General features: G+C 71.2%; 23 protein-coding genes and 2 tRNA genes. 13 read left to right on the top strand and 12 right to left on the bottom strand.

Translation table 11 applies throughout. From position 1 onward, the window contains the following. Window positions 1–167: 167 nt before the first annotated feature. On the bottom strand, window positions 168–674 hold the full coding sequence (locus ACIQWG_RS20885) for an SSI family serine proteinase inhibitor (protein WP_404097829.1): 507 nt from the start codon (window positions 672–674) through the stop codon (window positions 168–170). Between the two features lie 216 nt (window positions 675–890). Between ACIQWG_RS20885 and ACIQWG_RS20880 the strand changes: the two genes are divergently transcribed. After that, window positions 891–981, top strand: a tRNA-Ser gene (locus ACIQWG_RS20880). Between the two features lie 241 nt (window positions 982–1222). Continuing rightward, window positions 1223–1295: transfer RNA gene (locus ACIQWG_RS20875), tRNA-Arg, on the top strand. 130 nt (window positions 1296–1425) lie between these two features. Here ACIQWG_RS20875 and ACIQWG_RS20870 read toward each other — a convergent pair. The 3 genes from ACIQWG_RS20870 to ACIQWG_RS20860 are packed head-to-tail and all read right to left on the bottom strand — an operon-like array spanning window position 1426 to window position 3027. Continuing rightward, on the bottom strand, window positions 1426–1848 hold the full coding sequence (locus ACIQWG_RS20870) for an arsenate reductase ArsC (protein WP_404097827.1): 423 nt from the start codon (window positions 1846–1848) through the stop codon (window positions 1426–1428). Window positions 1849–1876: 28 nt separating this feature from the next. Then, entirely contained in the window at window positions 1877–2650 is a 774-nt protein-coding gene (locus ACIQWG_RS20865; protein ID WP_404097824.1) for an aquaporin, read from the bottom strand. Continuing rightward, on the bottom strand, window positions 2647–3027 hold the full coding sequence (locus tag ACIQWG_RS20860) for an ArsR/SmtB family transcription factor (RefSeq protein WP_404097821.1): 381 nt from the start codon (window positions 3025–3027) through the stop codon (window positions 2647–2649). The genes ACIQWG_RS20865 and ACIQWG_RS20860 overlap by 4 nt, the downstream gene beginning before the upstream one ends. A 79-nt stretch (window positions 3028–3106) precedes the next feature. On the opposite strand from ACIQWG_RS20860, the gene ACIQWG_RS20855 reads away from it, so the two are divergent. Then, a complete protein-coding gene (locus ACIQWG_RS20855; RefSeq protein ID WP_404097818.1) occupies window positions 3107–3580 on the top strand; it encodes an ArsI/CadI family heavy metal resistance metalloenzyme in 474 nt (157 codons plus the stop codon). A 426-nt stretch (window positions 3581–4006) separates the two neighbouring features. Further along, the gene (locus tag ACIQWG_RS20850) at window positions 4007–4537 is read left to right on the top strand and encodes a hypothetical protein (protein ID WP_404097816.1); all 531 of its coding nucleotides are present in this window, start codon (window positions 4007–4009) and stop codon (window positions 4535–4537) included. 50 nt (window positions 4538–4587) lie between these two features. On the opposite strand, the gene ACIQWG_RS20845 is transcribed toward ACIQWG_RS20850, so the two are convergent. The 5 genes from ACIQWG_RS20845 to ACIQWG_RS20825 form a co-directional block, all read right to left on the bottom strand. Beyond that, window positions 4588–5628: an MASE1 domain-containing protein gene (locus ACIQWG_RS20845; RefSeq protein ID WP_404099372.1), complete on the bottom strand. Its 1041-nt coding sequence runs from the start codon at window positions 5626–5628 to the stop codon at window positions 4588–4590. A 5-nt stretch (window positions 5629–5633) separates the two neighbouring features. Beyond that, the gene (locus ACIQWG_RS20840) at window positions 5634–6485 is read right to left on the bottom strand and encodes a PP2C family protein-serine/threonine phosphatase (protein WP_404097813.1); all 852 of its coding nucleotides are present in this window, start codon (window positions 6483–6485) and stop codon (window positions 5634–5636) included. A gap of 170 nt (window positions 6486–6655) precedes the next feature. Then, entirely contained in the window at window positions 6656–9619 is a 2964-nt protein-coding gene (locus tag ACIQWG_RS20835; RefSeq protein WP_404097811.1) for a SpoIIE family protein phosphatase, read from the bottom strand. Further along, complete coding sequence (locus ACIQWG_RS20830; protein WP_404097808.1) at window positions 9616–10188, bottom strand: hypothetical protein; 573 nt, start codon at window positions 10186–10188, stop codon at window positions 9616–9618. Before ACIQWG_RS20830 ends, ACIQWG_RS20835 begins: the two co-directional genes overlap by 4 nt. 267 nt (window positions 10189–10455) lie before the next feature. Further along, window positions 10456–11283 (bottom strand): NAD(P)H-binding protein, encoded by an 828-nt coding sequence (locus ACIQWG_RS20825; RefSeq protein ID WP_404099369.1) that lies wholly within the window; start codon window positions 11281–11283, stop codon window positions 10456–10458. Between the two features lie 111 nt (window positions 11284–11394). Between ACIQWG_RS20825 and ACIQWG_RS20820 the strand changes: the two genes are divergently transcribed. Further along, a complete protein-coding gene (locus ACIQWG_RS20820) occupies window positions 11395–11793 on the top strand; it encodes a winged helix-turn-helix transcriptional regulator (protein WP_404097805.1) in 399 nt (132 codons plus the stop codon). 30 nt (window positions 11794–11823) lie between these two features. Here ACIQWG_RS20820 and ACIQWG_RS20815 read toward each other — a convergent pair whose 3' ends face one another. Further along, a complete protein-coding gene (locus ACIQWG_RS20815) occupies window positions 11824–12303 on the bottom strand; it encodes a MarR family winged helix-turn-helix transcriptional regulator (protein ID WP_404097803.1) in 480 nt (159 codons plus the stop codon). A 79-nt stretch (window positions 12304–12382) separates the two neighbouring features. Between ACIQWG_RS20815 and ACIQWG_RS20810 the strand changes: the two genes are divergently transcribed. The 8 genes from ACIQWG_RS20810 (at window position 12383) to ACIQWG_RS20775 (ending at window position 22612) form a co-directional block, all read left to right on the top strand. Continuing rightward, the gene (locus ACIQWG_RS20810; protein WP_404097801.1) at window positions 12383–12820 is read left to right on the top strand and encodes an HGxxPAAW family protein; all 438 of its coding nucleotides are present in this window, start codon (window positions 12383–12385) and stop codon (window positions 12818–12820) included. A 39-nt stretch (window positions 12821–12859) separates the two neighbouring features. After that, window positions 12860–13741 carry a DUF2797 domain-containing protein gene (locus ACIQWG_RS20805; protein WP_404097798.1) on the top strand — a complete coding sequence of 294 codons (882 nt, stop codon included), beginning with the start codon at window positions 12860–12862 and terminating at the stop codon, window positions 13739–13741. Window positions 13742–14113: 372 nt separating this feature from the next. Then, window positions 14114–14854, top strand: a complete 741-nt coding sequence (locus tag ACIQWG_RS20800) for a response regulator transcription factor (protein ID WP_362031151.1) — start codon at window positions 14114–14116, stop codon at window positions 14852–14854. Continuing rightward, window positions 14851–16464: an ATP-binding protein gene (locus ACIQWG_RS20795; RefSeq protein ID WP_404097795.1), complete on the top strand. Its 1614-nt coding sequence runs from the start codon at window positions 14851–14853 to the stop codon at window positions 16462–16464. Before ACIQWG_RS20800 ends, ACIQWG_RS20795 begins: the two co-directional genes overlap by 4 nt. 14 nt (window positions 16465–16478) lie before the next feature. Beyond that, complete coding sequence (locus tag ACIQWG_RS20790; RefSeq protein ID WP_404097792.1) at window positions 16479–17966, top strand: glycosyltransferase; 1488 nt, start codon at window positions 16479–16481, stop codon at window positions 17964–17966. Next, a complete protein-coding gene (locus tag ACIQWG_RS20785; RefSeq protein ID WP_404097789.1) occupies window positions 17963–20173 on the top strand; it encodes an ArnT family glycosyltransferase in 2211 nt (736 codons plus the stop codon). The genes ACIQWG_RS20790 and ACIQWG_RS20785 overlap by 4 nt, the downstream gene beginning before the upstream one ends. 93 nt (window positions 20174–20266) lie before the next feature. Then, window positions 20267–21772 (top strand): MFS transporter, encoded by a 1506-nt coding sequence (locus tag ACIQWG_RS20780; protein ID WP_404097786.1) that lies wholly within the window; start codon window positions 20267–20269, stop codon window positions 21770–21772. A gap of 72 nt (window positions 21773–21844) precedes the next feature. Then, window positions 21845–22612, top strand: a complete 768-nt coding sequence (locus ACIQWG_RS20775) for a TetR/AcrR family transcriptional regulator (RefSeq protein ID WP_404097783.1) — start codon at window positions 21845–21847, stop codon at window positions 22610–22612. Here the strand turns inward: ACIQWG_RS20775 and ACIQWG_RS20770 are convergent. Further along, window positions 22600–23070 carry a PPOX class F420-dependent oxidoreductase gene (locus ACIQWG_RS20770; RefSeq protein WP_404097780.1) on the bottom strand — a complete coding sequence of 157 codons (471 nt, stop codon included), beginning with the start codon at window positions 23068–23070 and terminating at the stop codon, window positions 22600–22602. The two genes, ACIQWG_RS20775 and ACIQWG_RS20770, sit on opposite strands and share 13 nt — an antisense overlap. 50 nt (window positions 23071–23120) lie before the next feature. Next, the gene (locus ACIQWG_RS20765) at window positions 23121–23945 is read right to left on the bottom strand and encodes a YceI family protein (RefSeq protein WP_404097778.1); all 825 of its coding nucleotides are present in this window, start codon (window positions 23943–23945) and stop codon (window positions 23121–23123) included. Between the last annotated feature and the right edge of the window lie 165 nt (window positions 23946–24110).

Raw genomic sequence — 24110 nt, 5'->3', positions numbered from 1 at the left:
TCCCGGATCCGCCGCGTGTCCATTCAGACTTCGCGAGACCTTCGCGGGACTTTTGCGGAGTCGGTACGTCCGGTATGGAAAGCCTGTGCGAGGGGGGACGGAGGGTGCTTACGACGGACCGGACCCCGGCCGGGAGCCAGGCGGAGCGGGAAGCGGGCAGTGGGGCCCTACCTCCGCCCTCCCGCCCGCAGCTCGGGAAGGAGCGGCACGAGCCGGTCCCACCGGGCGATCTCGCAGCCGTTGCTGCGGTCGTAGCGCGCGTCGACGGGCCGCCCGGCCCAGGTCCCGGTGACATGCGCGGTGGCGGGCCCGCCGTACTGCATGGTGCACAGGCCGTCCTGCGCCACGGGGGCGAAGGCGTCCTTGCCCCAGCGGGTGCCGCGATCGAGTACGGCGCAGGCGCCGGCGGCGTCCGGGTGGTCGCCGCCCGTCGGATGGCAGATCAGCTCATGGGTCCCGTCGGCGCCACCCCCGGCACCGCTGACGGTGACGGTGAGGTGATCGCCGGCCCGGTCGGGGCCCTGGAGCGAGGGGAGAGCGAGGACGGGCGCAGCCTGGGGGGACGCGACGGCGGGCGCGACGGAGGTGAGGCCGACGGCGACGAGGGAGCCGGTGGCGCCGAGCAGCACCCGGCGCAGGCGCCCGGTCCGGGCGCAACGGTTGACCTGCAACATGACCTGACTAACGCCGCACACCCTCGGACGTTGCGCCCTGGACGCCACCCTTCCCGGCGCCCCGGGGAGCGCGGCGGGAAGGGCAGCGGGTAGGGCAGCAGGAAGGGCTTTGCCCTGCGACCTCTCCGCCTAGTACCGTGGGAGTCGATTGGTGACAGGACGCTCGACTGTGTCATCATCTGCACGCACCACTCGCGCTCGTGCGAGGGCTGTGCTGGAGGCGTCGCCTAGTCCGGTCTATGGCGCCGCACTGCTAATGCGGTTTGGGCCTTAAAGCCCATCGAGGGTTCAAATCCCTCCGCCTCCGCGCTCGATCACGAAGCCCCGGTCTCTGGACCGGGGCTTCGTTGTTCTGTGACCGAGGTCACCGATCCGCCCTGTCGACACCGTGCCGTTCAGAGTCGGCGTCCAAAGCCCATTTCAAGGCGTTTCCGCAGGTCGCAACGGGTGCGGCAAACGGATTTCACATGGCGGCGGCAGTCATGTAATGTTCTTCCTGTCGCCGCGAGCGGGCCGGAAGGGCCGGGAGCGGCGAGAAAACAGAACAAGCACTCGTAGCTTAACGGATAGAGCATCTGACTACGGATCAGAAGGTTGCAGGTTCGAATCCTGCCGAGTGCACACAGGCCAAAGCCCCCTCGGGATCATCCCGGAGGGGGCTTTGTCGTGTCGTACAGCAGCGAAGTACGCCAACTGCGTCAGCTGTTGCCGCCCTTGGCGTCGGACAGCCGAGGCTCAACAGTGGTCGCATTCACGCTCGGCTCGGCGGAGCGATCTCCTCCACCAGGCCCTTGATGCGGTTCTCGATCTCGTCGCGGATGGGGCGGACGGCGTCGACACCCTGCCCGGCCGGGTCGGGGAGTTCCCAGTCCAGGTAGCGCTTGCCGGGAAAGACGGGGCAGGTGTCGCCGCAGCCCATCGTGATGACCACGTCGGAGTCCTGGACGGCCTCCACGGTGAGGACCTTGGGCACCTCCGTGGCGATGTCGATGCCCACCTCCGCCATGGCTTCTACGACGGCCGGGTTGACCGTGTCGGCCGGTGCGGACCCGGCGGAGCGGACCTGCACCCGGTCGCCCGTCAGGTGCGTGAGGAAGGCCGCGGCCATCTGGGAGCGTCCGGCGTTGTGGACGCAGACGAAGAGGACGGACGGACGTGCGGAGGGGGTGTTCATGGCGGGTGCGTCTTCCTGCGGAGAGCGGTCAGGGGAGGGTGGGGGCGGCGAGTCCGGTTTCGTCGCGGACAGGGACAGGGACAGGAACAGGGACAGAGGCGGGGGCCGGGGTGGATGGGGAGGGCCTGCGGCGTCCGAAGACCGCGAGCACCAGCCCCAGGCCCAGCGCGGCGCCCGCCAGTTGGGCCGCGATGAACGGGCCGATTGAGCCGGGGGCGATGCCTGCGAAGGTGTCCGTGAAGGCTCGGCCGACGGTGACCGCCGGGTTGGCGAACGAGGTGGAGGACGTGAACCAGTACGCCGCGCCGATGTAGGACGCCACAGCCACGGGTCCGAAGTGGGCACGCCCGGTGCGCGCCAAGCCGAAGATCAGCAGGATGAGTCCGGCGGTCGCGACCACCTCGCCCAGCCACAGGTGCCCGGCGAAGCGGTCGTGGCCGGACCACTGGACGAGCGGCTTGCCGAACATGGCGTCGGCCACGATCGCGCCGGCAATGGCTCCGACGATCTGCGCGGGGATGTACGTGGCTACGTCCCGCACGCTCGGTCCGTCCCCGTGGCGTCGGCCGTCGAGCCAGGCCACGGCTGTGACTACGGGATTGAAGTGCGCACCGGAGACCGGGCCCAGCAGCGCGATCAGCACGCCCAGGCCGAAGACGGTGGCCAGCGAGTTGGCCAGCAGCTGCACGCCGACGTCCTGGGTCAGCTCGGTGGCCTGGATGCCGGAGCCGACCACCACCGCGACCAAGGCCGCCGTCCCCACGGCCTCGGCGACGGTCCGGCGGACCAGCGGAGCGGTCACGCGGTTGCCTCGGCCTTCTGCGACGTCGCCAGGAAGGCCGCGAGCCGGTCGAGGGTGGCGGGCAGTGCCCAGTAGTAGACCCAGGTGCCGCGCCGCTCGCAGTCGATCAGGCCGGCCTGTCGAAGCAGCTTGAGGTGGTGCGAGATCGTCGGCTGGGACAGGTCGAAGGCCGGGGTCAGGTCACAGACGCAGACCTCACCGCCTGCCTGCGAGGCGATCAGCGACAGCAGGCGCAGGCGCACCGGGTCGCCCATCGCCTTGAACAGCTTCGCCAGCTCTGCCGCCTGGTCCGCGTCCAGGGGTGAGGTCACCAGCCCCGGGCAGCATGCGTCGTCCTCGTCGCGCTGACCGAGCACCACAAGCTCTTGTTTCGACATGCTTCTATGTTGACAGCCTTCGATTCAAGGAGCAAGCTTGAATCGACAAACATCAATACAAACCGATGGGGGCCTTGCCATGTCGCGTGCTCAGCTCGCCCTGCGGGTCAGTGATCTGGAAGCGTCGATCACCTTCTACTCGAAGCTCTTCGGTGCCGAACCGGCCAAGCGGCGCGAGGGCTACGCCAACTTCGCCCTCGCCGAGCCCCCGCTCAAGCTCGTGCTGATCGAGGGCGCCCCCGGCGAGGAGACCCGCCTCGACCACCTCGGTGTCGAGGTCGAGTCCACCGGCCAGGTCAACGCGGCCACCACCCGGCTCAAGGACGCCGGCCTGGCCACCTTCGAGGAGAACGACACCTCGTGTTGCTACGCCCTCCAGGACAAGGTGTGGGTCCACGGCCCCGGCAAGGAGCCGTGGGAGGTGTACGTGGTGAAGGGCGACGCCGCCAACCTCGGCAAGAACCCCGACCCCGACAGCACGGGCGACGCCTGCTGCACCGGACAGGCCACCGAGGGGGCTCCGGCAGTCGCCGGATGCGTCTGCGGACAGTGATTCGAACAGCCTGGCCGACGGGAGCCCTGTCCGTCTCGGTTCTTCTCTCATCGGACTCCCGCAAGGGGAAGGCCAGTTCAAGGGCAACAGCCGACTACGGCACCATGAGGGAGACCGTGTGCGGCTCCGTGCCGATGCAGTACGGCAACTGCCGGCGCAGTCACCCCTGGCTGAAGGCTGCCGCCTGCGGGGAGTTGTGCCTGCCCCCGGCGCCGTACGGATCGCCGTACACGCCGGAGACGACGAGACCGGCAGGACCCTCCTCTACGAGATCCCCAACGACACGGTGGCCCCCGCCTACGTCCCCGGCATCCTGCGCACCGTCCTGGCATCATCGGTGCCGACATCCTGCTCTACGCCGTGGTCCGCCAGAACCTGCCGGACCGGTGGACCGACAGCTGGCCCTTGAAACTCCAGCTCCTGGACGTGCAGAGCGCGGCCGCGGCGGTGCTCGCCACAGGTGGGGCGGCGCTTGCACGGGCCCAGTACGCCCGTACGGTCAGGCCTGCGCTCGGGTCGTTCGGCCGTGTCCGCCCCGACCTCGCACCGAATGATCAACTGGCCTGGGTGTGCCACCTGTTCAATGGTGGCCAAGAAGTCGTTGTCATAGAGGACATTCGCTACCACGTCGCCTACACCTCCGCCGGACATGCCGGAGGAGCCACGGACACGGTGGGATGGGCGGAGCGCCGGACGGCCCTGGAGTCGATCGAGGGCGCTGGGCTGGTGAGCCGAGCGGATTTCTACATCAACTTCGTCTCGTCCGGGCACCCCGTTCCGGCCCAGCATCTCGTGTTCCTGGGGTGGTGCACGGAGAAGTCCATGCGGGTCGTGGAGAGCGTGTTGCTCAAAGCGCGTGTGACCGATCGAGTCGGCGACGCCCATGAGCGCGTGATCGACCTGCTGAAAGGCGCCGACCGTGCGCCTTCCCTCCCCGATCCACCGGCGCCGTTCTGAGGGCCGTACGGCACAGGCACCGCAGGACGTAACGCTCGCCGCCCTCCTCGTCAGCGTCGGGTCTCCTCGTCAGGGTCCTCCAGTCGCAAGGCCCTCCGGTGATCCACTGCCTGGTCCGGGACCAGGCGGGAGAGGGCGTCCGTGAGGCGTTCGCAGGCCTCTCTCAGGGCTCGGACCGTCTGGTTGCGTTCGGCGATGGTGGCCGAGAGGAGGAGGGAGGTCAGGGCCACCGTGCCGTTGAAGGCCTGGAGGATGACCATCTTGGCGAGGAGGTCCTGGTCGGCGAAGGGGCCCACGTCGGCCGCGCCGGCGGAGATCGCCACCACCGAGGTGATCAGCGCGACGGGCGCGGCGCCGGGGAGCTGGAAGCGGAAAGCCGCCCAGACGAGGAAGGGGACGACGAGGAAGAGGAGGTTGAGGGAGCTGCGGGTGGCCACGAACGAGGCCACCGTCGTGCCGGCCAGCAGAGCCACCGCCTCGACCCAGCGCAGGGCGCTCGCGCCGGCCGGCCGGTGCACGGTGCGTGCCGCCAGCAGGAGGGGAGCGATGACCAGGACTCCCATCGCGTCGCCCGTCCACCACACCGACCAGGTCGGCCAGAAGTCGTCGGCCGTCAGCGCGTCGGAGGCCACCAGGACGCCGGTGCCGATCGTCGCGCTGATCAGCATGCCGACCAGCGCCCCCAGGAAGACCAGGGCCATGGCGTCCTGGAGCCGGTCCAGGGCCGGACGGAACCGCGCGCGGCGCAGCAGGAGGCAGGCGCAGACCGGGGCGATCGTGTTGCCGGCGACGATCGCGAGCACGGGGAGGATCGACGGTCCCAGCGTCACGTTCACGACGAACGCCCCGATGGCGATGGCCGGCCACATGCGCAGGCCCCACAGGAGTAGGGCGACTAGCGCGATGCCGGTGGGTGGCCAGAAGGGTGTGACCTGCCCTCGTACCAGTTGCTGCTCCAGGCCGAGCTTGGCGCTGCCGTAGTACGCGGCCACCACGACCGCCAGGCGCAGGGCGACGACGGCTTGGCGCCGGAGCCGGAGCCGTGGGCCGCCGGTCTCGCGCGGTGCCTGGGGGGCGACCAGGGCGTGCATGGACCTCACCCGCCGACGCTGTCGCCGAGGCCGTCGCCGGTGCTCTCGCCGTAGCGAAGGACGAGGACCGCGGCGTCGTCGCTGTGCCCGGTAAGGTCCGCCACCTTGATCACCGCGGCGGCCAGTTGCTCGGGGTCGTAGCCGCAGCAGGTGCCCACCAGGTCGGCGACCGTCTTCAGCCCGTCGTCGATCGGGTAGGCGGGGCCCTCCACCACACCGTCGGTGAGCAGCACGAACGCGCCCGTTCCGGTCAGCGACCGGTGCGCGGACGGGTAGCGCTCGCCGGCGTGGATGCCCAGCGGCAGGCCGCCTTCGTCGAGGACGATCTCGCAGTGGCCGCCGGTCGTGGCCCAGACCGCCGGGACATGCCCGGCGCGGGCGTCGCACAGCTCCTTGGTCACCGGGTCGAAGCGCAGGAAGGAGCAGGTCACGAAGAGCTCGCAGGCCATCTCGACGAGCAGGTCGTTGGTGCGCCGCAGTATCTCCGCCGGGTCCGAGGTGGCGGTCGCGACGGCGCGCAGACAGGTCCGCACCTGCCCCATGTGGGCCGCCGCCTCGACATCGTGGCCCTGGACGTCCCCGATCGCGAAGCCCATCGAGCCGTCCGGCAGCCGGAAGCCGTCGTACCAGTCACCGCCGATGTCGAGGCCGACGCGGGCGGGCGCGTACCGCCCCGCCGCCCGCAGCCAGGGCACGCCGGGGAGCTCGGCGGCCAGCACCTGGCGCTGGAGCGCGGCGGCGAGCTCGACGCGGGCCTGGTGGAGCTTGATCTGGTCCAGTATCCGGCCGGTGAGATCACCGAGCTGATCCAGCAGCTCCCTGGTGGCGCCGGCCGAATCGGAGCGGCGGCGGGCCATGGCATCACACCCCGGACTCGAGCGGAGCACCATTTACGGCTTATGTCACATTTCTAGCGCTTTTACGGTACCGCGAAGGCGGGGCCGCGACCCGACTCGGTTTGTGGATGCCCCTCGGTCACGGTCACCGAGTTGCTCGGGAGGCACCGCCCCCGCACCTGGACACGGGCTCAGTCCGCGTCCCCGAACGCCAGCGCGTCCAGATCTCCGTCGAAGTCCTCCCCCAGACCCGGCAGGCTCAGGAACACCCGCTCCAGCGGGTCCGGCGCCAGGGCCTCGGGTGCTTCCCGTACCGCGTCCGGTGTCGTCTGAAGGGCCTGTTCCGTCCAGATGCACTTGCCCGTCGGCGTGTACCGCGTCCCCCAGCGCAGCGACAGCGCCGTGATCAGCTGAAGCCCCCGGCCCCCTTCGTCCGTCTCGGTGGCCCGGCGTATCCGCGGCATCGTCAGGCTGCCGTCGAAGACCTCGCAGATGAGCTCGGCGCCGTACAGGAGCCGTAGGCGCAGCGGACCCTTGGCGTGGCGGATGACATTGCCGACGAGTTCGCTGGCCAGCAGCTCGGTGGTGGGGGTCAGGGCGGTCAGGTCCCAGGCGGCGAGCTGCTCGCGGATCAGGGCGCGGGCCTGTCCCGCCGCTCTGGGGTCCTTGGGCAGAGGCCAGGACGCCATCCGGGAGTCCGGCAACGCGTGCAGCCGGGCCAGCAGCACGGCCGCGTCGTCGGCCGCCTGCTGGTCGGCGGGGAGCAGGGCCGAGGTGACCCGCTCGCAGAGACGGTCCAGGTCGGCCGCCGTACCGTCCGCGTGCGCGGTGCCCAGGACGTCGGACAGCGCCGCCATGCCCTCGTCCATCTCGCGCTTGGCGGACTCCACCAGGCCGTCGGTGTACAGCACCAGCACACTGCCCTCGGGGACCGGGATCTCCGTCGTCTCGAAGGGGGGCTCGGCCGCGCCGAGGGGCGGGTCGGCCGGCAGCGGCGGGAAGACGACCGTGCCGTCGGGGTGCAGCAGCGCCGGCGGCGGATGGCCCGCCCGCGTGATCGAGCAGACGCGGGTCGTGGAGTCGTAGAGCGCGTACAGACAGGTCACGTACGACTCCTCGCCCATGGCGCCGACGATGTCGTTGAGGTGGCTCATGATCTCGTCGGGCGGCAGTTCGAGGTCGGCCAGGGTGTGGACGGCCGTGCGCAGCCGGCCCATGGTCGCCGCCTCGGGGAGGCCGTGGCCCATGACGTCACCGACGACCAGGGCCACCTGGCCGCCGGACAGCGGGATGATGTCGTACCAGTCGCCGCCCACGTCCATGCCGTGGCCGGCCGGCAGATAGCGGGCGGCGGCCGTGCAGGCCGGGACGACGGGCAGGTCCCGGGGGAGCAGACTCCGCTGGAGCTCGCGGGAGCGGGTGTGCTCGGCGTCGAAGAGCCGGGCCCGTTCCAGGGCCTGGGAGACCAGGGCGCTGGTCGCGGTCAGCAGGGCGCGCTCCTCGTCGGTGAGGCGGCGCGGGTGGTCGAAGGTGACCGCGCAGATGCCGAAGGTGTGGCCCGAGGCGGTCAGCGGGAGCAGCGCCCAGGCCTGCTTGTCGGCGCGGGCGGGCAGGTCGGCCAGCTCCGGGTAGCGGGCGGCGAACTCGCGCGGGGTGGACAGGAACAGGGGCGCGCCGGTCAGGATCGCGTCCCACAGCGGGCTGGGCTGGGTGCGCTCGCGGCCGTCGAGTACGGCGATGACGTCGTCCGGGTAGCCGACGGACCCGACGATATGCAGCCGGTCGCCCTCCACGGTCTGTACGACGAGACCGGTCGCCTCGAACGGCGGCAGCACCCCGCGCGCCACCGCGTCCACGACGTCCGCCGAGGTCGTCGCCTTGGCCAGGGCCGCCGTCAACTCCCCCATCCGGGCCGCGCGTTCGGCGGCGGACCGGTCGGCGGAACGGCGTTCCTCCTCCAGCCGCCGCCTCTCGGTGACGTCGGTGAAGTAGATCGTGCGGCCGTCGGGGCCGGGCACCAGGCGGAGATGGCACAGCCGGCCGTTCGGCAGCCGTACGTCGAAGCTGACCGACTTCTCCGCGGCGGCCGCCTGCCGGCAGCGGATCTCCAGGCCGGGGACCTGCTCGGCGGCGGGCAGGTCCCACAGCAGACAGCCGAACAGTTCCTCCTCGGAGAAGCCCAGGGTGCGTTCGGCCTCCAGGTTGGCGAAGGTGATCCGCCAGTCGTCGTCCATCGCGAGGAAACCGTCGCTCATATGCCGCAGGGCCCGGCTGAGCGCGTCACGCGCGGAACGGGGCTCGGCGCTGTCCCAGCCCACCCCGGTCATCCGCAGCGGTTCGCCCTGGTCGTCGTACGTCGCTCGGGCGCGGGCCTGGGTCCAGCCCCAGGTGCCGTCCAGTTTCCGCACCCGGTACTCGGCCTCGAAGACACCGCGCTCCCGGATCGCCCGGTCCACCAGCGCCAGCGTGGGCGCCAGGTCGTCGGGGTGGACGCATCTCATCCAGTTCTCGACCTGACCGACGTAGTCCTCGGGCCGGGTGCCGTACAGCTTCAGGGCCGCCTCGTCCCAGAGGAGTTCGCCGGTCCGGATGTTCCAGTCCCAGGAGCCGACGCTCACCTCCTTCAGGGCCTGGCGCAGCCGCTCGCCGTCGTGCCGCGGCTGCCCGGTCCGGGACGGGCCGGTCGTGGGCGGCGCCTTGACCATGCGGTCCTCGGTCCAGGCGATGACGGATCGCAGGAACTCCCAGTGCTCGGGGCTCGGTTCGCCCCGGTCGCCCATGAGGACGGTGAGGGCGCCGGTGCCGCGGTGGCCGGTGTACAGCGGCAGCGCGGCGAGGCCGGTGCCGGGCCAGGTGGCGTCCGCGGTGTCGGCGGCCCCGGCCGGGCTCAACGGGACCCAGACGCCGTGCCCCTCGCGCAGCGCGCGGGCCGGGGCCAGCGGTTCCTCCTGGTCGACGATCTCCCAGGAACGGATGAGGGCGCTCGGCAGCCCGGCCGTCGACACCAGGCGCAGCGCGGACATCGGGCCCCGCAGGTGGATCATGCCGCCCAGCGCGCTCAGTTCGCCCACCGCGTGCTCCAGGGCCAGCCGGAACACCTCGCTACCCGGGACACCGGGGGCCACCGTGCCGAGCAGTGCCAGCCGAGCGTTCATGCCGCGGACTTTACCGTTCCGAGCTCAACCGAATCGCTGGTTCCCAAGATCCTTGCGCGCCCCGCGCGGACGCTCGCCCCGACGTCAACGGCCGTATCGTATAGACGAGTTGAAGGGCGAGCCGTCCTGCGTTCGGCGAACACGAACAGCCGCAGGACCAGGAACCGTCCGATGCCCGCGAGCCCCGAGGCGGTGAGGTAGACCGCCTGCTCCCAGGCCATGCCGGGCGCCGGCCGCACGGCGTACAGGACGAGCATCGCGGCGCTGGTCGCCAGGTAGGCGGCGACCGCCGAACCGGAGGACTTCAGGTGCCGCCGCCAGCCGGGACGTGCACCGGTGCCGAAGGTGAACAGGGCGTGCAGCTCGGTGCACAGGAGCGTGCCGACGACGGTGACCAGGGCGTTCGCGACCACCCAGGGCATCATCGCGCCGAGTGCCGGTACGGCCGCGCTGGAGAGCAGCCCGACTCCGCCTCCGCACACCACGAACCGGGCGAACGAGGAGAGGGCGCCGGGCCGCTCCTGGCCCGGCAGCGACGTACTCGGCTCGGACAGGCGGTGCGACTGCATGGCGGTTTCCTTCCGGGCGAGCGGGATCCAGTACGGGATGCAGCTCAACCCGGGCGGGCTTCAGCGGGGTCTCAGGCGGGCTTCAGCGGGGCGTCAGGTGGGCTTCAGGCGGGCCTGAGGCATGGCCGGGCCTGAAGCGTGGCCTGGCCTGAGGCGTGGCCGGACCTGACGCGTGGCCTGAGACGCTTGAAATCACCGACTACGCGAACTCATCGACTACGCGGGCTCATCGACTACTTGAGCCCATCGACTACTTGAGCTCATCGACTACTTGAACTCACCGACGTTCCGCCCCGCCCACTCCGCGAACGTCCGGCCCGGCCGCCCCAGGATCCGCTCCACGTCCGGGCTCACCTGCCGCAGCTCGGCCGGCGGCGCACCCAGCAGGTCGAGGGTGCTCTCGACCACGGGCTCGGGCATGGCACGCAGCATGTGCTCCCGGGCCTGCGCGCGAGTGAGCTCGACGTACGTCACCGGCTCCCCCAGGGCCGTGGCGATCGCGGCCGTCTGCTGCCGGGGCGAGACGGGCGCGGGGCCGGTGAGTTCGTAGACCTCGCCGTGGTGGCCCGGCTCGCGCAGGGCCGCCGCCGCGACCTGCGCGATGTCGGCCGGGTCGACGGTCGGCAGGGCCACGTCGCCGAAGGGCGCGGCCACCTCCCGGCGGGCCCGGATCAGGTCGGCCCACTGGAGGGTGTTGGAGTGGAAGCCGCCGGGACGCAGCATCGTCCACTCCAGGCCAGAGGCCCTGACGGCGTCCTCCGACGCCGAGGGGTGGTCGCCCGTGCCGACGCCCTGGGACGACAGCAGGACCAGGCGCCGGACGCCCGAGGCCCGGACGACGTCCAGAACGGCACCGAGGTCGCCGCCGGCCGCCATGAAGTCGCCCGATGTCAGGAGGAACAGGGCCGACGCCCCGTCGAGCGCGGGCGCCAGGCGGGCGGGTTCGGTCAGATCGGCCTGGTGGTGGCGGGTCCCCACCGGAACGTCCCGCGCATCGACACGGCGGGAGACGGCGGTCACCTGCTCACCCGCCTCGACGAGGGCCCGTACAAGTGGCCGTCCGACATTGCCTGTTGCTCCGGTCACCACGATCATCATCGGTCTCCGTTCCGAGTTCGGATCCAGCAGTTCGGATCTCGTACGGGGACGCTACTGTCGTCGGGGTAGTAGGTACCTAGAGGAAAGTAATGGAGAACAGGGGGAGTTGTGACCGAGGACACAGACCTCAGGGCTCCGCGTGGCGCCGACCCCGAGAACGCCTGCCCGATCGCTCCCGTCGTCGACATCGTCTTCAGCCGCTGGACGACCCCGATCCTGTGGGCACTTCACGAGTACGGCCGTCAGCGCTTCGTCGAACTGGAGCGCCGTATCGCCACCATCACGCCGAAGGTGCTGACCCAGCGACTGCGGCAGTTGGAGCGCGACGGCCTGGTCCTGCGCACGTATCACGCCGAGGTCCCGCCGCGCGTGGAGTACGAGATCAGCGAACTGGGGCGCAGCCTGTCCCCCTTGTTCGCCGCGCTCTCGGAGTGGTCCGTGCATCTGGGAGAGGTGGAGCACGCGCGGGCGGCCTACGACGCGCGGGACAGCCGCCGCGGCCGTTGACCCGGTGCGAGCCGTCCCCGCGCCGTCTCGTCAGTCGGCGCGGCGGTGCTCCTCCAGATAGCCCGCGGCCAGGGCGCTCGCGCGCGTGAACCAGTCGGTCAGGACGGCGATCTCCTCGGCGGAGTAGTCGGCGAAGAGGTCCATCAGCCGGGCGTAGTACGGCTCGTAGATCTCCCGGATACGGGCTTCCGCGTCCGGCCGCGCGGCCACACGCACCCGGCGCCGGTCCACCGGGTCGGGACGGCGGGTGACGTAGCCGGCGCGTTCCAACCGATTGAGGATGCCGGTGACCGCGCCCGTGGTGACGTGGACGCGCGCCGCCAGGTCGCCGGCCGTGAGCAGGTTCTCGCCGGCTTCGATGACGTAGGCGAAGCAGGTGAGGTCCGTGACGTTGAGGCCGACCTGCGCGGCGATCTCCTGCTGCCCCACCATCGCGGTCGCGATGAGCTGGTCCATGGCCGACAGGGCCTGGACCGGGGAGGCGGCGGGGCGGCGCGGCTTGCCTTGCATCTTTTCGATTTACCTTAGCTTGTGAGAGATTTAGTGCCTAAACTTCTTACGACGTGAGGAATTCTCGGGAGGTGGGCACGTGAGCCAGTATGACGAGGGGCACACGGTCGCGGGGTGGACCGGCACCGCGATCGCGACCGTCGGCTCCGCGGTGGCGGGAGCGGGGATATGCACGGTCTCGGCGCTGCTGATCTGGGGCGGGCTGGGGATTCTGGCGGCGAGCGTCCTCGTCACCTGGGCCCTGCACCTCACCGGATGGGGCAAGCCTCCGGGGGTCCGGCCGCGTCGTGAGTGGCGGATGGGGGCACGCGATCTGACCGCGCGGGGCGGGCATACGGACTGCTGGGGGTGCCGGCTCGCGGGGCGGGGGCGGCGTACGGCGGTCGTGGCGTCCAAGTCGGGGTCCGAGCCGGCGTCGGAGTCGGGGTCCGAGCCGGGTTCCCAGTTGGTCCCCGTGGTCGATGCGCAGCCGGAGCCCGAACCCGTTGTCGCCGAGGCCGGTCGGGGCGGTCGCTGAGGGGGCGTTGTCAGTGCCTGCCTCTACTCTCGAAGAGCGATGGCACAGGCATGGAGATGCAAGGGGCTGCGCTGGTCGGCGCAGGGCCCCGAGCTGGCGTGGGACGGCGGTCGGCGCTCCACGCTGACCTGGGGGAAGCGCGTGGCCTTCGGGGTCGCGGAAGGGGGAGTGCGGACATGCGTGGGAGCGCGGGGGCATGCGTGTCCGGTGCGAGCGGTCGTGCCGGGGCGGAGCACGGGGGCGCGGTGCGAGGAGTGTGCGCGGCTGGACCGGGCGCACTCGGTGGCCGCCGACACGATCGCGGACGACCCGCGGCCGTACCACGTATATCTGGCCTGGTTCGGCCCCGGCATGACCAAGGTCGGCATCACCGCCGTTGAGCGCGGCTCGGCACGGCTGCTGGAGCAGGGCGCGGTCTGCTTCACCTGGCTCGGCGCCGGCCCGCTGATGGCGGCACGGCGCACGGAGGAGTTGCTGCGGGCGGCACTCCGGGTCCCGGACCGGATTCCGTACGCCGACAAGCGCGCCGTGCGCTCCACCCTGCCGGAGTCGGCGGCGGAGCGTGCCGCCGAGGTGGAGGAGCTGCACGCCCGAGCGGTGGCCCTGGACGCCTGGCCGGAGTCCCTCACCCGCGAGCCCTGCCAACCGGTCGACCACGCCGGGGCGTTCGGGCTCACGGCTCTCCCGGCCGCCGTCGGAGAGGTGGCCGAGCTGGTCGCGGGCGGGGCGGTGAGCGGGCGGTTGGTGGCTGCCGCGGGGCCCGATCTGCATGTGGAGACGGGGGGTGGCGGGGTGGTCGTGGTCGATACGCGGTTGATGACGGGGTGGGAGCTGGTGCCTGCGGGTGAGGAGGGGGAACTGAGCGTGCCAGTACGGGCGTTGAGGCAGGCGGAGGCGAGCGTGCAGGACGGGCTGTTCTGAGCGGGGGCGCGAGCGTGCGGACGTGCTGTTCTGGCGGCGGACGTGAGCGTGCGGGACGGGCTGTTCTGAGCGGCGGAGGCGAGCGTGCAGGACGGGCTGTTCTGAGCGGCGGAGGCGAGCGTGCAGGACGGGCTGTTCTGGCGGCGGACGTGAGCGCGCGGGACGGGCTGTTCTGAGCGCCGGGCGCAAGCCTGCGGGACACGCCGTTCTGAGCCGCGGAGTTGAGTGTGCAGGGCCGGCTGTTCTGAGCTGCCCGCGCCGACACCGGCCGACGGCTTCCAAGGCGCCGCCTGAGAGCCTCCTGTGCGTTTCTTAGGAGATTCACAGGCTCCGGAAAGCGTGTTCTAAGAGGACCAGGACAACGTGTCCGCTATGACCACGACCTCGCCCCAGGGGCGCACCGAACTGCTGAGGCCGGACGGGAGCCCCGTCCGAGTGCTTGTGGTGGACGACGAGTTGTCGATCACCGAACTGCTGTCCATGGCCCTGCGCTACGAGGGCTGGCAGATCCGCAGCGCCGGAGACGGCCAGGGTGCCGTCCAGACCGCGCGGGAGTTCCGGCCCGACGCCGTCGTCCTGGACATGATGCTGCCGGACATGGACGGGCTGACCGTCCTCGGGCGGCTGCGCCGGGAGCTGCCGGACGTGCCGGTGCTGTTCCTGACGGCCAAGGACGCCGTGGAGGACCGTATCGCCGGGCTCACGGCCGGTGGCGACGACTACGTCACCAAGCCGTTCAGCCTGGAGGAGGTCGTGGCCCGGCTGCGCGGGCTCATCCGGCGTTCCGGTGCCGCCGACCGGCGGTCGGACTCCGTGCTCGTCGTGGGCGACCTGACGCTGGACGAGGACAGCCACGAGGTGTCCCGGGCCGGGGAGAACATCCACCTCACCGCCACCGAGTTCGAGCTGCTGCGCTTCCTGATGCGCAACCCGCGGCGCGTGCTCAGCAAGGCCCAGATACTCGACCGCGTGTGGTCGTACGACTTCGGCGGACAGGCCAACGTGGTCGAGCTGTACATCTCCTATCTGCGGCGGAAGATCGACGCCGGCCGTGAGCCGATGATCCACACCCGGCGTGGTGCCGGTTACCTGATCAAGCCCGCGGCGTCATGAGCGGGCGACGACGGCCGCGGGCGCAGAAGAGGCGGGCGGGTCAGCCGCGTACGCTGCGGACGCGGCTCGTCGTCGCGTCGGTGGTGCTGATCGCCGTGGTGTGTGCGGTGATCGGCACGGTGACGACGCTCGCGCTGCGCTCGCATCTGTACGAGCAACTGGACGGCAAGCTCAAGGAGGCCGTCGGGCGGGCGGTCGGCTACGGCGGGCCTCCCGGCGGTGCGCCCGGAGAAGGCGGTGGGGCGAGCACCAAGGGCCTCAAGAACTTCACCCTCGACGACTTCGTCACGCGCGGCCCGCAGCCGCCGGGCACGATCATCGCCAAGGTCCAGAACGGCACCATCACCGAGGCCAAGGTCGGCAAGAAGGTCGAGAACAGCACCGAGCCGTTCGGGATGAAGTCCTACGACCTCACCGAGTCCGCCACCCAGGCGCTCAACGGGGTCTCCCAGGACGGCGACAAGCACACCGTCGACCTCGGTTCCCTCGGCGAGTACCGCGTGCTGTACGAGACGGGCGACAACGGCAGTTACTACGTGGCCATCCCCACCGAGGAGGTCACCAGTACCGTCAACACCCTGATCCTCGTCGAGGTCAGCGTGACCGGCGCCGGCCTGATCGCCGCCGGCATCGCCAGCTCCGTCCTCGTCGGCGTAGCCACCCGCCCCCTGCGCCGGGTCGCCGTCACCGCCACCCGGGTCTCCGAACTCCCCCTCCACACCGGCGAGGTCAACCTCAGCGAGCGCGTCCCCGAGTCCGAGACCGACCCGCACACCGAGGTCGGCCAGGTCGGCGCCGCGCTCAACCGGATGCTGGACCACGTGCACGCCGCCCTGCACTCCCGCCAGCAGAGCGAGATGCGGGTACGGCAGTTCGTGGCCGACGCCAGCCACGAACTGCGCACCCCCCTCGCCTCCATCCGCGGTTACGCCGAACTGACCAGACGCGGCCGGGAGGAGGTCGGACCGGACACCCGGCACTCCCTCGGCCGGATCGAGTCGGAGGCCGGGCGCATGACCCTGCTCGTGGAGGATCTGCTGCTGCTCGCGCGGCTCGACGCCGGCCGGCCCCTCCAGTTCGAGCAGACCGACCTCATCCCGCTCGTCGTCGACACCGTCAGCGACGCGCGCGCGGCCGGCATGGACCACAACTGGCGTCTCGACCTCCCCGACGAGCCGGCCCTGGTGTCGGCGGACGCGGCACGTCTGCAACAGGTCCTCGTCAACCTGTTGGGCAACGCGCGCAACCACACCCCACCCGGGACCACCGTCACAGCGCGTGTCCAACGGCGGGGTCCGTGGATGTGTGTGGACGTCGAGGACAACGGCCCGGGAATCCCGCCGGATCTGCTCCCGCACGTCTTCGAGAGGTTCGCGCGAGGCGACTCCGCGCGTTCCCGCGCCACCGGCTCGACCGGCCTGGGCCTGGCGATCGTGCAGGCCGTGGCGACCGCGCACGGCGGTGCCGTGACGGTCGACAGCGTGCCCGGACGCACCATGTTCACGGTGCATCTGCCGGCCCTGCCGGTGCCGCCGAGCGCCGAAATGAGCTGGCAACAGCACTCACAGGCACAGCACAGTGTCACCACATGGGCGGAACAGGGCGCCTGACAAAAGTCGGTGTCATGCGAACCGACTCTTCTCCCGGCACCCTGCCGGCGCGGGAGCACCTCCCGGCCGGCGACGCCGGTACGCCTGTTTTGGACGTAGTGATCCCCGTCTACAACGAGGAGAAGGACCTCCGGCCGTGTGTGCTGAGACTGCACGATCACCTCAAGCGCACCTTCCCGTACGCGTTCCGCGTCACGATCGCGGACAACGCGTCGACGGACACCACCCCCCGGGTGGCGTCACGGCTGGAGGCGGAGCTCCCGGAGGTCCGCTCCTTCCGGCTGGAGCAGAAGGGCCGCGGCCGGGCGCTGCGGACCGTCTGGTCCGCCTCGGACGCCCCGATCCTCGCCTACATGGACGTGGACCTGTCCACCGACCTCAACGCGCTGCTGCCGCTGGTGGCACCGCTGATCTCGGGCCACTCGGATCTGGCGATCGGCTCCCGGCTCGCCCGTAGCTCACGGGTCGTGCGCGGTCCCAAGCGGGAGTTCATCAGCCGCTCGTACAACCTCATCCTGCGCGGCTCGCTCCAGGCCCGCTTCACGGACGCCCAGTGCGGTTTCAAGGCGATCCGCCGGGACGTCGCCCAGATCCTGCTGCCGATGGTGGAGGACACGGGCTGGTTCTTCGACACCGAGATGCTGGTGCTCGCCGAGCGCGCGGGCCTGCGGATCCACGAGGTCCCCGTCGACTGGGTCGACGACCCGAACTCCACGGTCCACATCGTCAGGACGGCGACCGACGACCTCAAGGGCGTGTGGCGGGTGGGCAAGGCCCTGGCGAGCGGTTCGCTGCCGCTGGACCGGCTGGCCCGCCCCTTCGGCGACGACCCGCGCGACCGCGAGATCGAGGACGTGCCGGGGGGCCTGGCCCGCCAACTCGTCGGCTTCTGCGTCGTCGGCGCCCTGTCCACCCTGTTCTACCTGCTCCTCTACAGCGGCTTCCGCGTCTTCACCGGCTCGCAGGTCGCCAACGCGCTGGCGCTGCTGGTCTCCGCGATCGCCAACACGGCGGCCAACCGGCGGCTGACCTTCGGGGTGCGGGGCAGCGGCGGCGCCGTACGGCACCAGGCGCAGGGCCTGGTCGTGTTCGGTATCGGCCTCGCCCTGACCAGTGGCTCGCTCGCCGCCCTGAACGCGGCCTCGGCCGACCCCTCCCACTCCACCGAACTGGCGGTGCTCATCGCCGCCAACCTCGCGGCGACGGTGCTGCGCTTCCTGCTCTTCCGGGCGTGGGTGTTCCCGGACCGCCGGGACGCCGGGTCGACGGTCGTCGCCTCGCACAGCCCGGTGCACACCCCGTCCTCCCCGACCTACTCCATGGCCCACCCCGGCCACCAGGGCCCGCTCCCGCAGCGCCCGGTGATCCAGGGCGCGCCCCAACACTCCTACGACACCACTCAGTTCCGCGCCGGTGAAGCCGCGGACGGCACCTGGAGGGACGCCACCATGCAGTTGCAGCCGGTGCGCCCGCACGACACCGATCCGAGGGACTCCCGATGAGCGTCCACTACGACCAGCAGACCCACGAGAGCCACGCCAGAGACACCGGCCCCGGCACCTGGGGCCCACCCACGGCCACCCCGCCCGCCGCTCCGGCGCCCGACGCCGGTGAACCCGTACAGCCGTTCCTGCGGCGGCTGTGGCGCGGGCGGCCCGGGGACCCGCGCTGGGCCCGCCCGGCCTTCCTCGGCCTGCTGCTCGCCACGCTCGTCCTCTACCTCTACAACCTGAGCGCCTCCGGCTACGCCAACTCCTTCTACTCGGCGGCCGTCCAGGCCGGCAGCCAGTCCTGGAAGGCCTTCTTCTTCGGCTCGCTGGACGCCTCGAACGCCATCACCGTCGACAAGCCCCCGGCCTCCCTGTGGCCGATGGCCCTGTCGGTCCGCCTCTTCGGCCTCCACTCGTCGGCGATCCTGCTCCCCGAGGTCCTCATGGGCGTCGGCACGGTGGCCGTGGTGTACGCGGCCGTACGACGCCGGTTCAGCCCGGGGGCCGGCCTGGTGTCGGGCGCGGTGCTCGCGCTCACCCCGGTCGCGGCGCTGATGTTCCGGTTCAACAACCCGGACGCGATGCTGGCCCTGCTGATGGCCGTGGCCTGCTACTTCGTCATCCGGGCCGTGGAGGACGGGCGTACCAAGTGGCTGGTGTGGGCGGGAGTGGCGATCGGCTTCGCGTTCCTCGCCAAGACCCTTCAGGCCTTCCTGATCCTGCCGCCGCTCGCGATCGTGTACGCGGTCTGCGCGCCGGTGTCGGTGAGGAAGCGGATCGGTCAGCTCGCCGCGGGCCTCGCCGCGATCGTCGTCTCGGGCGGCTGGTGGGTCGCGATCGTCGAACTGTGGCCCGCCTCCTCCCGCCCCTACATCGGCGGCTCGCAGAACAACTCCTTCCTTGAGCTGACCTTCGGCTACAACGGCCTCGGCCGGCTCAACGGCGAGGAGACCGGCAGCGTCGGCGGTGGCGGCGGTGGCGGGAACGGCGGCGGCAACTGGGGCGAGACCGGCTGGGACCGGCTGTTCGGCTCGAGCATCGGCGGCCAGATCTCCTGGCTGATCCCGGCCGCGCTGATCCTGCTGGTCGCGGGCCTGGTGGCGACCCGCAAGGCACGCCGTACGTCGGTCACCCGCGGTTCGTTCCTGGTCTGGGGCGGCGCGCTGGTCACGACGATGCTGGTCTTCAGCTACATGCAGGGCATCTTCCACGAGTACTACACGGTCGCCCTCGCCCCCTACATCGCCCCGCTGATCGGCATGGGCGCCGCCCTGCTGTGGGAGCGGCGCGACAAGGTGTGGGCGGCACTGACCCTGGCGGGCGCGATGACGGCCACCGCGGTCTGGGGCTACGTCCTGCTCAACCGTTCCTCGGACTACCTGCCGTGGCTGAAGTGGTGCGTGCTGGTCGGCGGTCTGGCCGCGGCGCTGGGTCTGATCTTCGCGTCGAAGCTCGGCCGTCAACTGACCATGGCGGTCGTCGGGCTGGGTCTCGCCGCGGCGCTGGCCGGCCCGGCCGCGTACACCCTCACCACGGTGAACGAGGGCCACACCGGCTCGATCGTCACCGCCGGTCCCGCCGTCGCGGGCGGCCGGGGCGGCGGCCCCGGCGGAGGCGGCGGCATGGGCGGCGGTCCCGGTGGCGGCGGCATGCCCGGTCAGGGCCAGCAGGGTCAGGGCCAACAGCAGGGCGGCAACGGCTTCCCCGGCGGCGGCATGCCCGGCGGCCAGAACGGCAACGGCACCACGCAGGGCCAGGGCCAGAACCAGGGCCAGAACCAGCAGGGCGGCATGCCCGGCGGCGGTCGGATGGGCGAAGGCGGCGGCATGGGCGGCGGTGTCGGCGGTCTGCTCAACGGCGCCAGCGTCAGCGACGAGGCCAAGGCACTCCTGGAGAAGAACGCCGGTGACTACACCTGGACGGCCGCGGCCATCGGCGCCCAGAACGCCGCGAGCTACCAGCTCTCCACCGGCGACCCGGTCATGGCGATCGGCGGCTTCAACGGCACCGACCCGTCCCCGACGCTGGCCGAGTTCAAGGAGTACGTGGCGGACGGAAAGATCCACTACTTCATCGCCAGTGGCAGCGGCGGCGGCATGGGCGGCAGCAGCAGCGGCACGTCCTCGCAGATCAGCTCCTGGGTCCAGGAGAACTTCAAGTCCGTGACGGTCGACGGTACGACCTTCTACGACCTGACGCAGCCGACCAGCGACAGCTGACGGTCCCGGCGACAAGGGGCGGTGGCAAGGGGCCACCGCCCCTTGCCGTACCTCCGTTGTACGCCGTATAGGAATTGCTCTACGGTGTAGAACATGACGACACCCCCCCAGGAACAGGCCCCGGCCCAGCCACAGCCCGAGGCCCCGGCCGGTCACCCGCAACGCTGGCTGATCCTCGGTGTCCTCTGTCTCGTGGTGCTCACCGTGGTGCTCGACAACACCGTCCTGAACGTGGCCATCCCCTCGCTCACCCGCGAACTGGGGGCGGCCACCTCGGACATCCAGTGGATGATCAACGCCTACTCGCTGGTGCAGTCGGGTCTGCTGCTCACGGCGGGCAGCGCGGCCGACCGCTACGGCCGTAAGAAGCTGCTGGTGGCTGGTCTGGCGCTGTTCGGCGTGGGTTCGCTGGTGGCCGGCCTCGCCGACTCCACCGCCCAGCTGATCGCGGCGCGCGCCGGGATGGGTGTGGGCGGCGCGCTGCTGATGACGACCGTCCTGGCCGTGGCGATCCAGATCTTCACGCCGGAGGAGCAGCCGAAGGCGATCGGCATCTGGGCTGCGGTGAACTCGCTGGGCTTCGCGGCCGGACCCCTCCTCGGCGGCTTCATGCTCGACCACTTCTGGTGGGGCGCGATCTTCCTGCTCAACCTGCCGGTCGCGGCGCTCGCGCTGGTGGCGGTCGTGGTGCTCGTCCCCGAGTCGAAGAACCCGCAGGGCGACCGTCCCGACCTGCTGGGCGCGGTGCTCTCCACGATAGGAATGGCCTCCCTCGTCTACGCGATCATCTCCGGGCCCGAACACGGCTGGACGTCGGGCCGGGTACTGATCACGGCTGTCGTGGCGATCGTCGTGCTGGCCGCCTTCGCGTACTGGGAGAGCCGGATCCCGTATCCCATGATCGATATGCACTTCTTCCGGAACCGGCAGTTCACGGGGGCGGTCTCGGGCGGTGTCCTGATCACCTTCGGCATGGGCGGCTCGCTCTTCCTGCTCACCCAGCACATGCAGTTCGTGCTCGGCTACGAGCCCCTGGAAGCCGGTCTGCGGACGGCCCCGCTCGCCCTGATGATCGTGGCGCTGAACTTCACCGGTGTGGCGGCGAAGTGGGCGGCCCGGCTGGGCACCCCGCTGGCCATCGGGCTCGGCATGGCCGTCATGGCGGCCGGTCTGTTCTCCATCGCCACGGTGGCCTCCGGCGGCTACACCGGCACGCTGCTGGGGCTGGTGCTCATCGGCAGCGGTGCCGCGGTGGCCAGTCCGGCGATGTCCCACGCGATCATGAGCGCGATTCCGCCGGAGAAGGCCGGCGTCGGCGGCGGGATCAACGGCACGGTGGCGGAGTTCGGCACCGGACTGGGGGTCGCCGTGCTGGGGGCGCTGCTCAACTCGCGGTTCGCGGCGCTGATTCCGGTGGCGGCGACGTCCCTGCCGGGGGCGCTGGCGGCGGCGGGTTCGGCCGAGGAGAAAGCGCAGATCACGGACGCGTTCTCGGCCGGGCTGGAGACCAGTCTGTCGGTGGGGGCGCTGGCCGTGTTGCTCGGAGGGTTGGTCGCGGGGGCGTTGCTGCGGCGGGCCGAGCGGGCACAGTCCGCCTAGGAGGGCGGGCGCCCGCGAAGGGCGTTGCCGCCTAGCATCTTGATCAGTCAGCGGAGTCGAGGAAGGTGCGCCATGGTGAGGGCAGCCGGACAGGCGGGGCGCACCAGCGTCTGGCTGGAGGGCAAGGAGCGTCGAGGCGGGCGCGGGGGAGGGCAGCCCTCGGGGCTCGACCGGGACCGGATCACCGAGGCGACCGTACGGCTGCTGGACGCCGAGGGGCTGGCCAAGTTCTCCATGCGCCGGCTGGCCGCCGAGCTGAACGTCACCGCGATGTCCGTCTACTGGTACGTCGACACCAAGGACGACCTCCTCGAACTCGCCCTCGACGCGGCCTTCGGCGAGCTCACCCTCCCCGACCCGGACACCGACGAGGACTGGCGCGACCAGCTGCGCGCGCTGGCCCGGGAGTACCGCGGCCTGCTGGTGCGCCACCCCTGGCTGTCACCCCTGATCGGCACCTACGTCAACATCGGTCCGAACAGCCTGGCCTTCTCCCGGCTGGTCCAGCGCATCATCCGCAGGACCGGCCTGCCCGCGCACGGTCTGGTGGCGGCCATCTCGGCGGTCTTCCAGTTCGTGTACGGATTCGGCACCATCGAGGGCCATTTCATCGCCCGCAGCACGGCGTTCGGCATGACCCCGGACGACTACTTCCACCACGCCATGAGCACGGTGACGCAGTCCCCGGACGCCGCCGACATCGTCCAGGACTCCGCGGAACTCATGGAGGCCCGGGGCGGCGACACGGTCGAGGAGATGTGGGAGCGCGACTTCGAGTTCGCCCTGGACCTGCTGGTGGCGGGCATCGAGGCGATGGTCGAGAAGACTCAGTCGCCCTGAACCAGCCGCGCCGGGAACCCACCGGTGGCCACCGGCCCCCACGTCTGCGGTGTCACCCGAATGATCGACTTCCCCTGCTTCAGCATCGCCGCCCGGTACTCGTCCCAGTCCGGGTGCTCGCCGGCGATGTTCCGGTAGTACTCCACGAGCGGCTCGACGGACTCCGGGGAGTCGATCACCTCGGCGGTACCGTCGACCTGGACCCAGGGCCCGTTCCAGTCGTCACTCAGCACGAGCAGGCTGACCCGCGGGTCCCGCTTCGCGTTCCGTGTCTTGGCCCGCTCGGGGTACGTGGAGACCACGATCCGCCGCGAGTCGTCCACCCCGCAGGTCAGCGGCGACGCCTGTGGGCCGCCGTCCGCCCGCCGGGTGAGCAGCAGGGCCCGGTGGCGGGGCCGTACGAAATCCAGCAACTCTTCCAGCGATACGCGGGTGTTCGTCGCGATGTTCGGTGCCATGGGCGTCAGCCTAGGGGCAGACGGGCCCGCTCAGCCTGACCCTGGCGTGTCTACCCTTGCGGCAGCGACTCCCCCTGCACCGCCTGGACGTCCAGCTCGACCCGCAGCGTTGTACCGATGGCCGCGATCCCCGCCTGCACCACCTGGTTGTAGTTCATGGCGAAGTCGTCCCGGTGGAGTTCCGTGGTGGCCCGGAAGGCCGCCCGGGTACCGCCCCACGGGTCGGCGCCCGTACCGAGGTAGGCCAGGTCCAGGTCCACGGGCCGTACGACACCGTGCATGGCCAGCTCGCCGCGCACGGTCCAGCGGTCCGAACCGGTCGCCGCCACCAGGCCGGTGGACCGGTAGGTGATCTCCGGGTAGCGCTCCACGTCCAGGAAGTCCGCCGACTTCAGATGCCCGTCCCGCATCCCGTTCCCCGTGTCGATCGAGTCGGCCCGGATGACCGCCTCCACCCGGGACTTGGTGACGTCGTCCGGCGCGATCTCGAGGGTGGCGGTGAAGTCCGTGAACCGCCCCCGCACACTGGAGATCCCCAGGTGCTGGGCCACGGCCGCCACGCTGGAGTGCGCCGGGTCGACGGTCCAGGGTCCGGGCGGCGGCAGTTCGGTACCGCCCTGCCGGGCCAGCGTCACCGTGCCGACCTCGGCGCGGCCGCTCGCGGTGACGATCGCGCTCGCGGCGGCGGGCGCGTAGCCGACGGCGGTGACGATGACGGTGTACGCCCCCGGGGCGAGCGGGTTCGCGTCCCGTACGGCCCCTTCCGCGTCCGCCTCGGCCCGCAGCACCTGTGCTCCGGTCATGTCCGTCACCGTGACCACCGCGTGCGACACGGCCCAACCGTCCCGGGTACGGATCCTCGCGGTCAGTCCCATCTCACGTACTCCTCAGCATGAAAGTCCCGAAAGGGCCGGGCCCGGGGGGGGGGGGGCCCCCCCCCCGGGGGCGCCCCCCCCCCCCCCCGCCGGGGGGCCCAACACCCCCGGGGGGGGGGGTGCGTGATGTTGTGGGGGGGGGCCCGCCCGGGCCACCCCCGACCG

The sequence above is a fragment of the Streptomyces sp. NPDC098781 genome (assembly GCF_044759995.1).
Lineage (GTDB): Bacteria > Actinomycetota > Actinomycetes > Streptomycetales > Streptomycetaceae > Streptomyces.
This window is presented reverse-complemented; position numbering and strand designations above follow the sequence as displayed.

What these genes read in the sequence shown, in the direction of transcription:
- ACIQWG_RS20885 (WP_404097829.1), bottom strand. Translation starts at nt 674, where the DNA reads ATGTTGCAGGTCAACCGTTGCGCCCGGACCGGGCGCCTGCGCCGGGTG.
- ACIQWG_RS20830 (WP_404097808.1), bottom strand. Translation starts at nt 10,188, where the DNA reads ATGCAGTCGCACCGCCTGTCCGAGCCGAGTACGTCGCTGCCGGGCCAG.
- ACIQWG_RS20765 (WP_404097778.1), bottom strand. Translation starts at nt 23,945, where the DNA reads ATGGGACTGACCGCGAGGATCCGTACCCGGGACGGTTGGGCCGTGTCG.
- ACIQWG_RS20800 (WP_362031151.1), top strand. Translation starts at nt 14,114, where the DNA reads ATGACCACGACCTCGCCCCAGGGGCGCACCGAACTGCTGAGGCCGGAC.
- ACIQWG_RS20780 (WP_404097786.1), top strand. Translation starts at nt 20,267, where the DNA reads ATGACGACACCCCCCCAGGAACAGGCCCCGGCCCAGCCACAGCCCGAG.
- ACIQWG_RS20775 (WP_404097783.1), top strand. Translation starts at nt 21,845, where the DNA reads ATGGTGAGGGCAGCCGGACAGGCGGGGCGCACCAGCGTCTGGCTGGAG.
- ACIQWG_RS20790 (WP_404097792.1), top strand. Translation starts at nt 16,479, where the DNA reads ATGCGAACCGACTCTTCTCCCGGCACCCTGCCGGCGCGGGAGCACCTC.
- ACIQWG_RS20835 (WP_404097811.1), bottom strand. Translation starts at nt 9,619, where the DNA reads ATGAACGCTCGGCTGGCACTGCTCGGCACGGTGGCCCCCGGTGTCCCG.
- ACIQWG_RS20770 (WP_404097780.1), bottom strand. Translation starts at nt 23,070, where the DNA reads ATGGCACCGAACATCGCGACGAACACCCGCGTATCGCTGGAAGAGTTG.
- ACIQWG_RS20870 (WP_404097827.1), bottom strand. Translation starts at nt 1,848, where the DNA reads ATGAACACCCCCTCCGCACGTCCGTCCGTCCTCTTCGTCTGCGTCCAC.
- ACIQWG_RS20795 (WP_404097795.1), top strand. Translation starts at nt 14,851, where the DNA reads ATGAGCGGGCGACGACGGCCGCGGGCGCAGAAGAGGCGGGCGGGTCAG.
- ACIQWG_RS20855 (WP_404097818.1), top strand. Translation starts at nt 3,107, where the DNA reads ATGTCGCGTGCTCAGCTCGCCCTGCGGGTCAGTGATCTGGAAGCGTCG.
- ACIQWG_RS20815 (WP_404097803.1), bottom strand. Translation starts at nt 12,303, where the DNA reads ATGCAAGGCAAGCCGCGCCGCCCCGCCGCCTCCCCGGTCCAGGCCCTG.
- ACIQWG_RS20805 (WP_404097798.1), top strand. Translation starts at nt 12,860, where the DNA reads ATGGCACAGGCATGGAGATGCAAGGGGCTGCGCTGGTCGGCGCAGGGC.
- ACIQWG_RS20860 (WP_404097821.1), bottom strand. Translation starts at nt 3,027, where the DNA reads ATGTCGAAACAAGAGCTTGTGGTGCTCGGTCAGCGCGACGAGGACGAC.
- ACIQWG_RS20845 (WP_404099372.1), bottom strand. Translation starts at nt 5,628, where the DNA reads ATGCACGCCCTGGTCGCCCCCCAGGCACCGCGCGAGACCGGCGGCCCA.
- ACIQWG_RS20840 (WP_404097813.1), bottom strand. Translation starts at nt 6,485, where the DNA reads ATGGCCCGCCGCCGCTCCGATTCGGCCGGCGCCACCAGGGAGCTGCTG.
- ACIQWG_RS20825 (WP_404099369.1), bottom strand. Translation starts at nt 11,283, where the DNA reads ATGATCGTGGTGACCGGAGCAACAGGCAATGTCGGACGGCCACTTGTA.
- ACIQWG_RS20785 (WP_404097789.1), top strand. Translation starts at nt 17,963, where the DNA reads ATGAGCGTCCACTACGACCAGCAGACCCACGAGAGCCACGCCAGAGAC.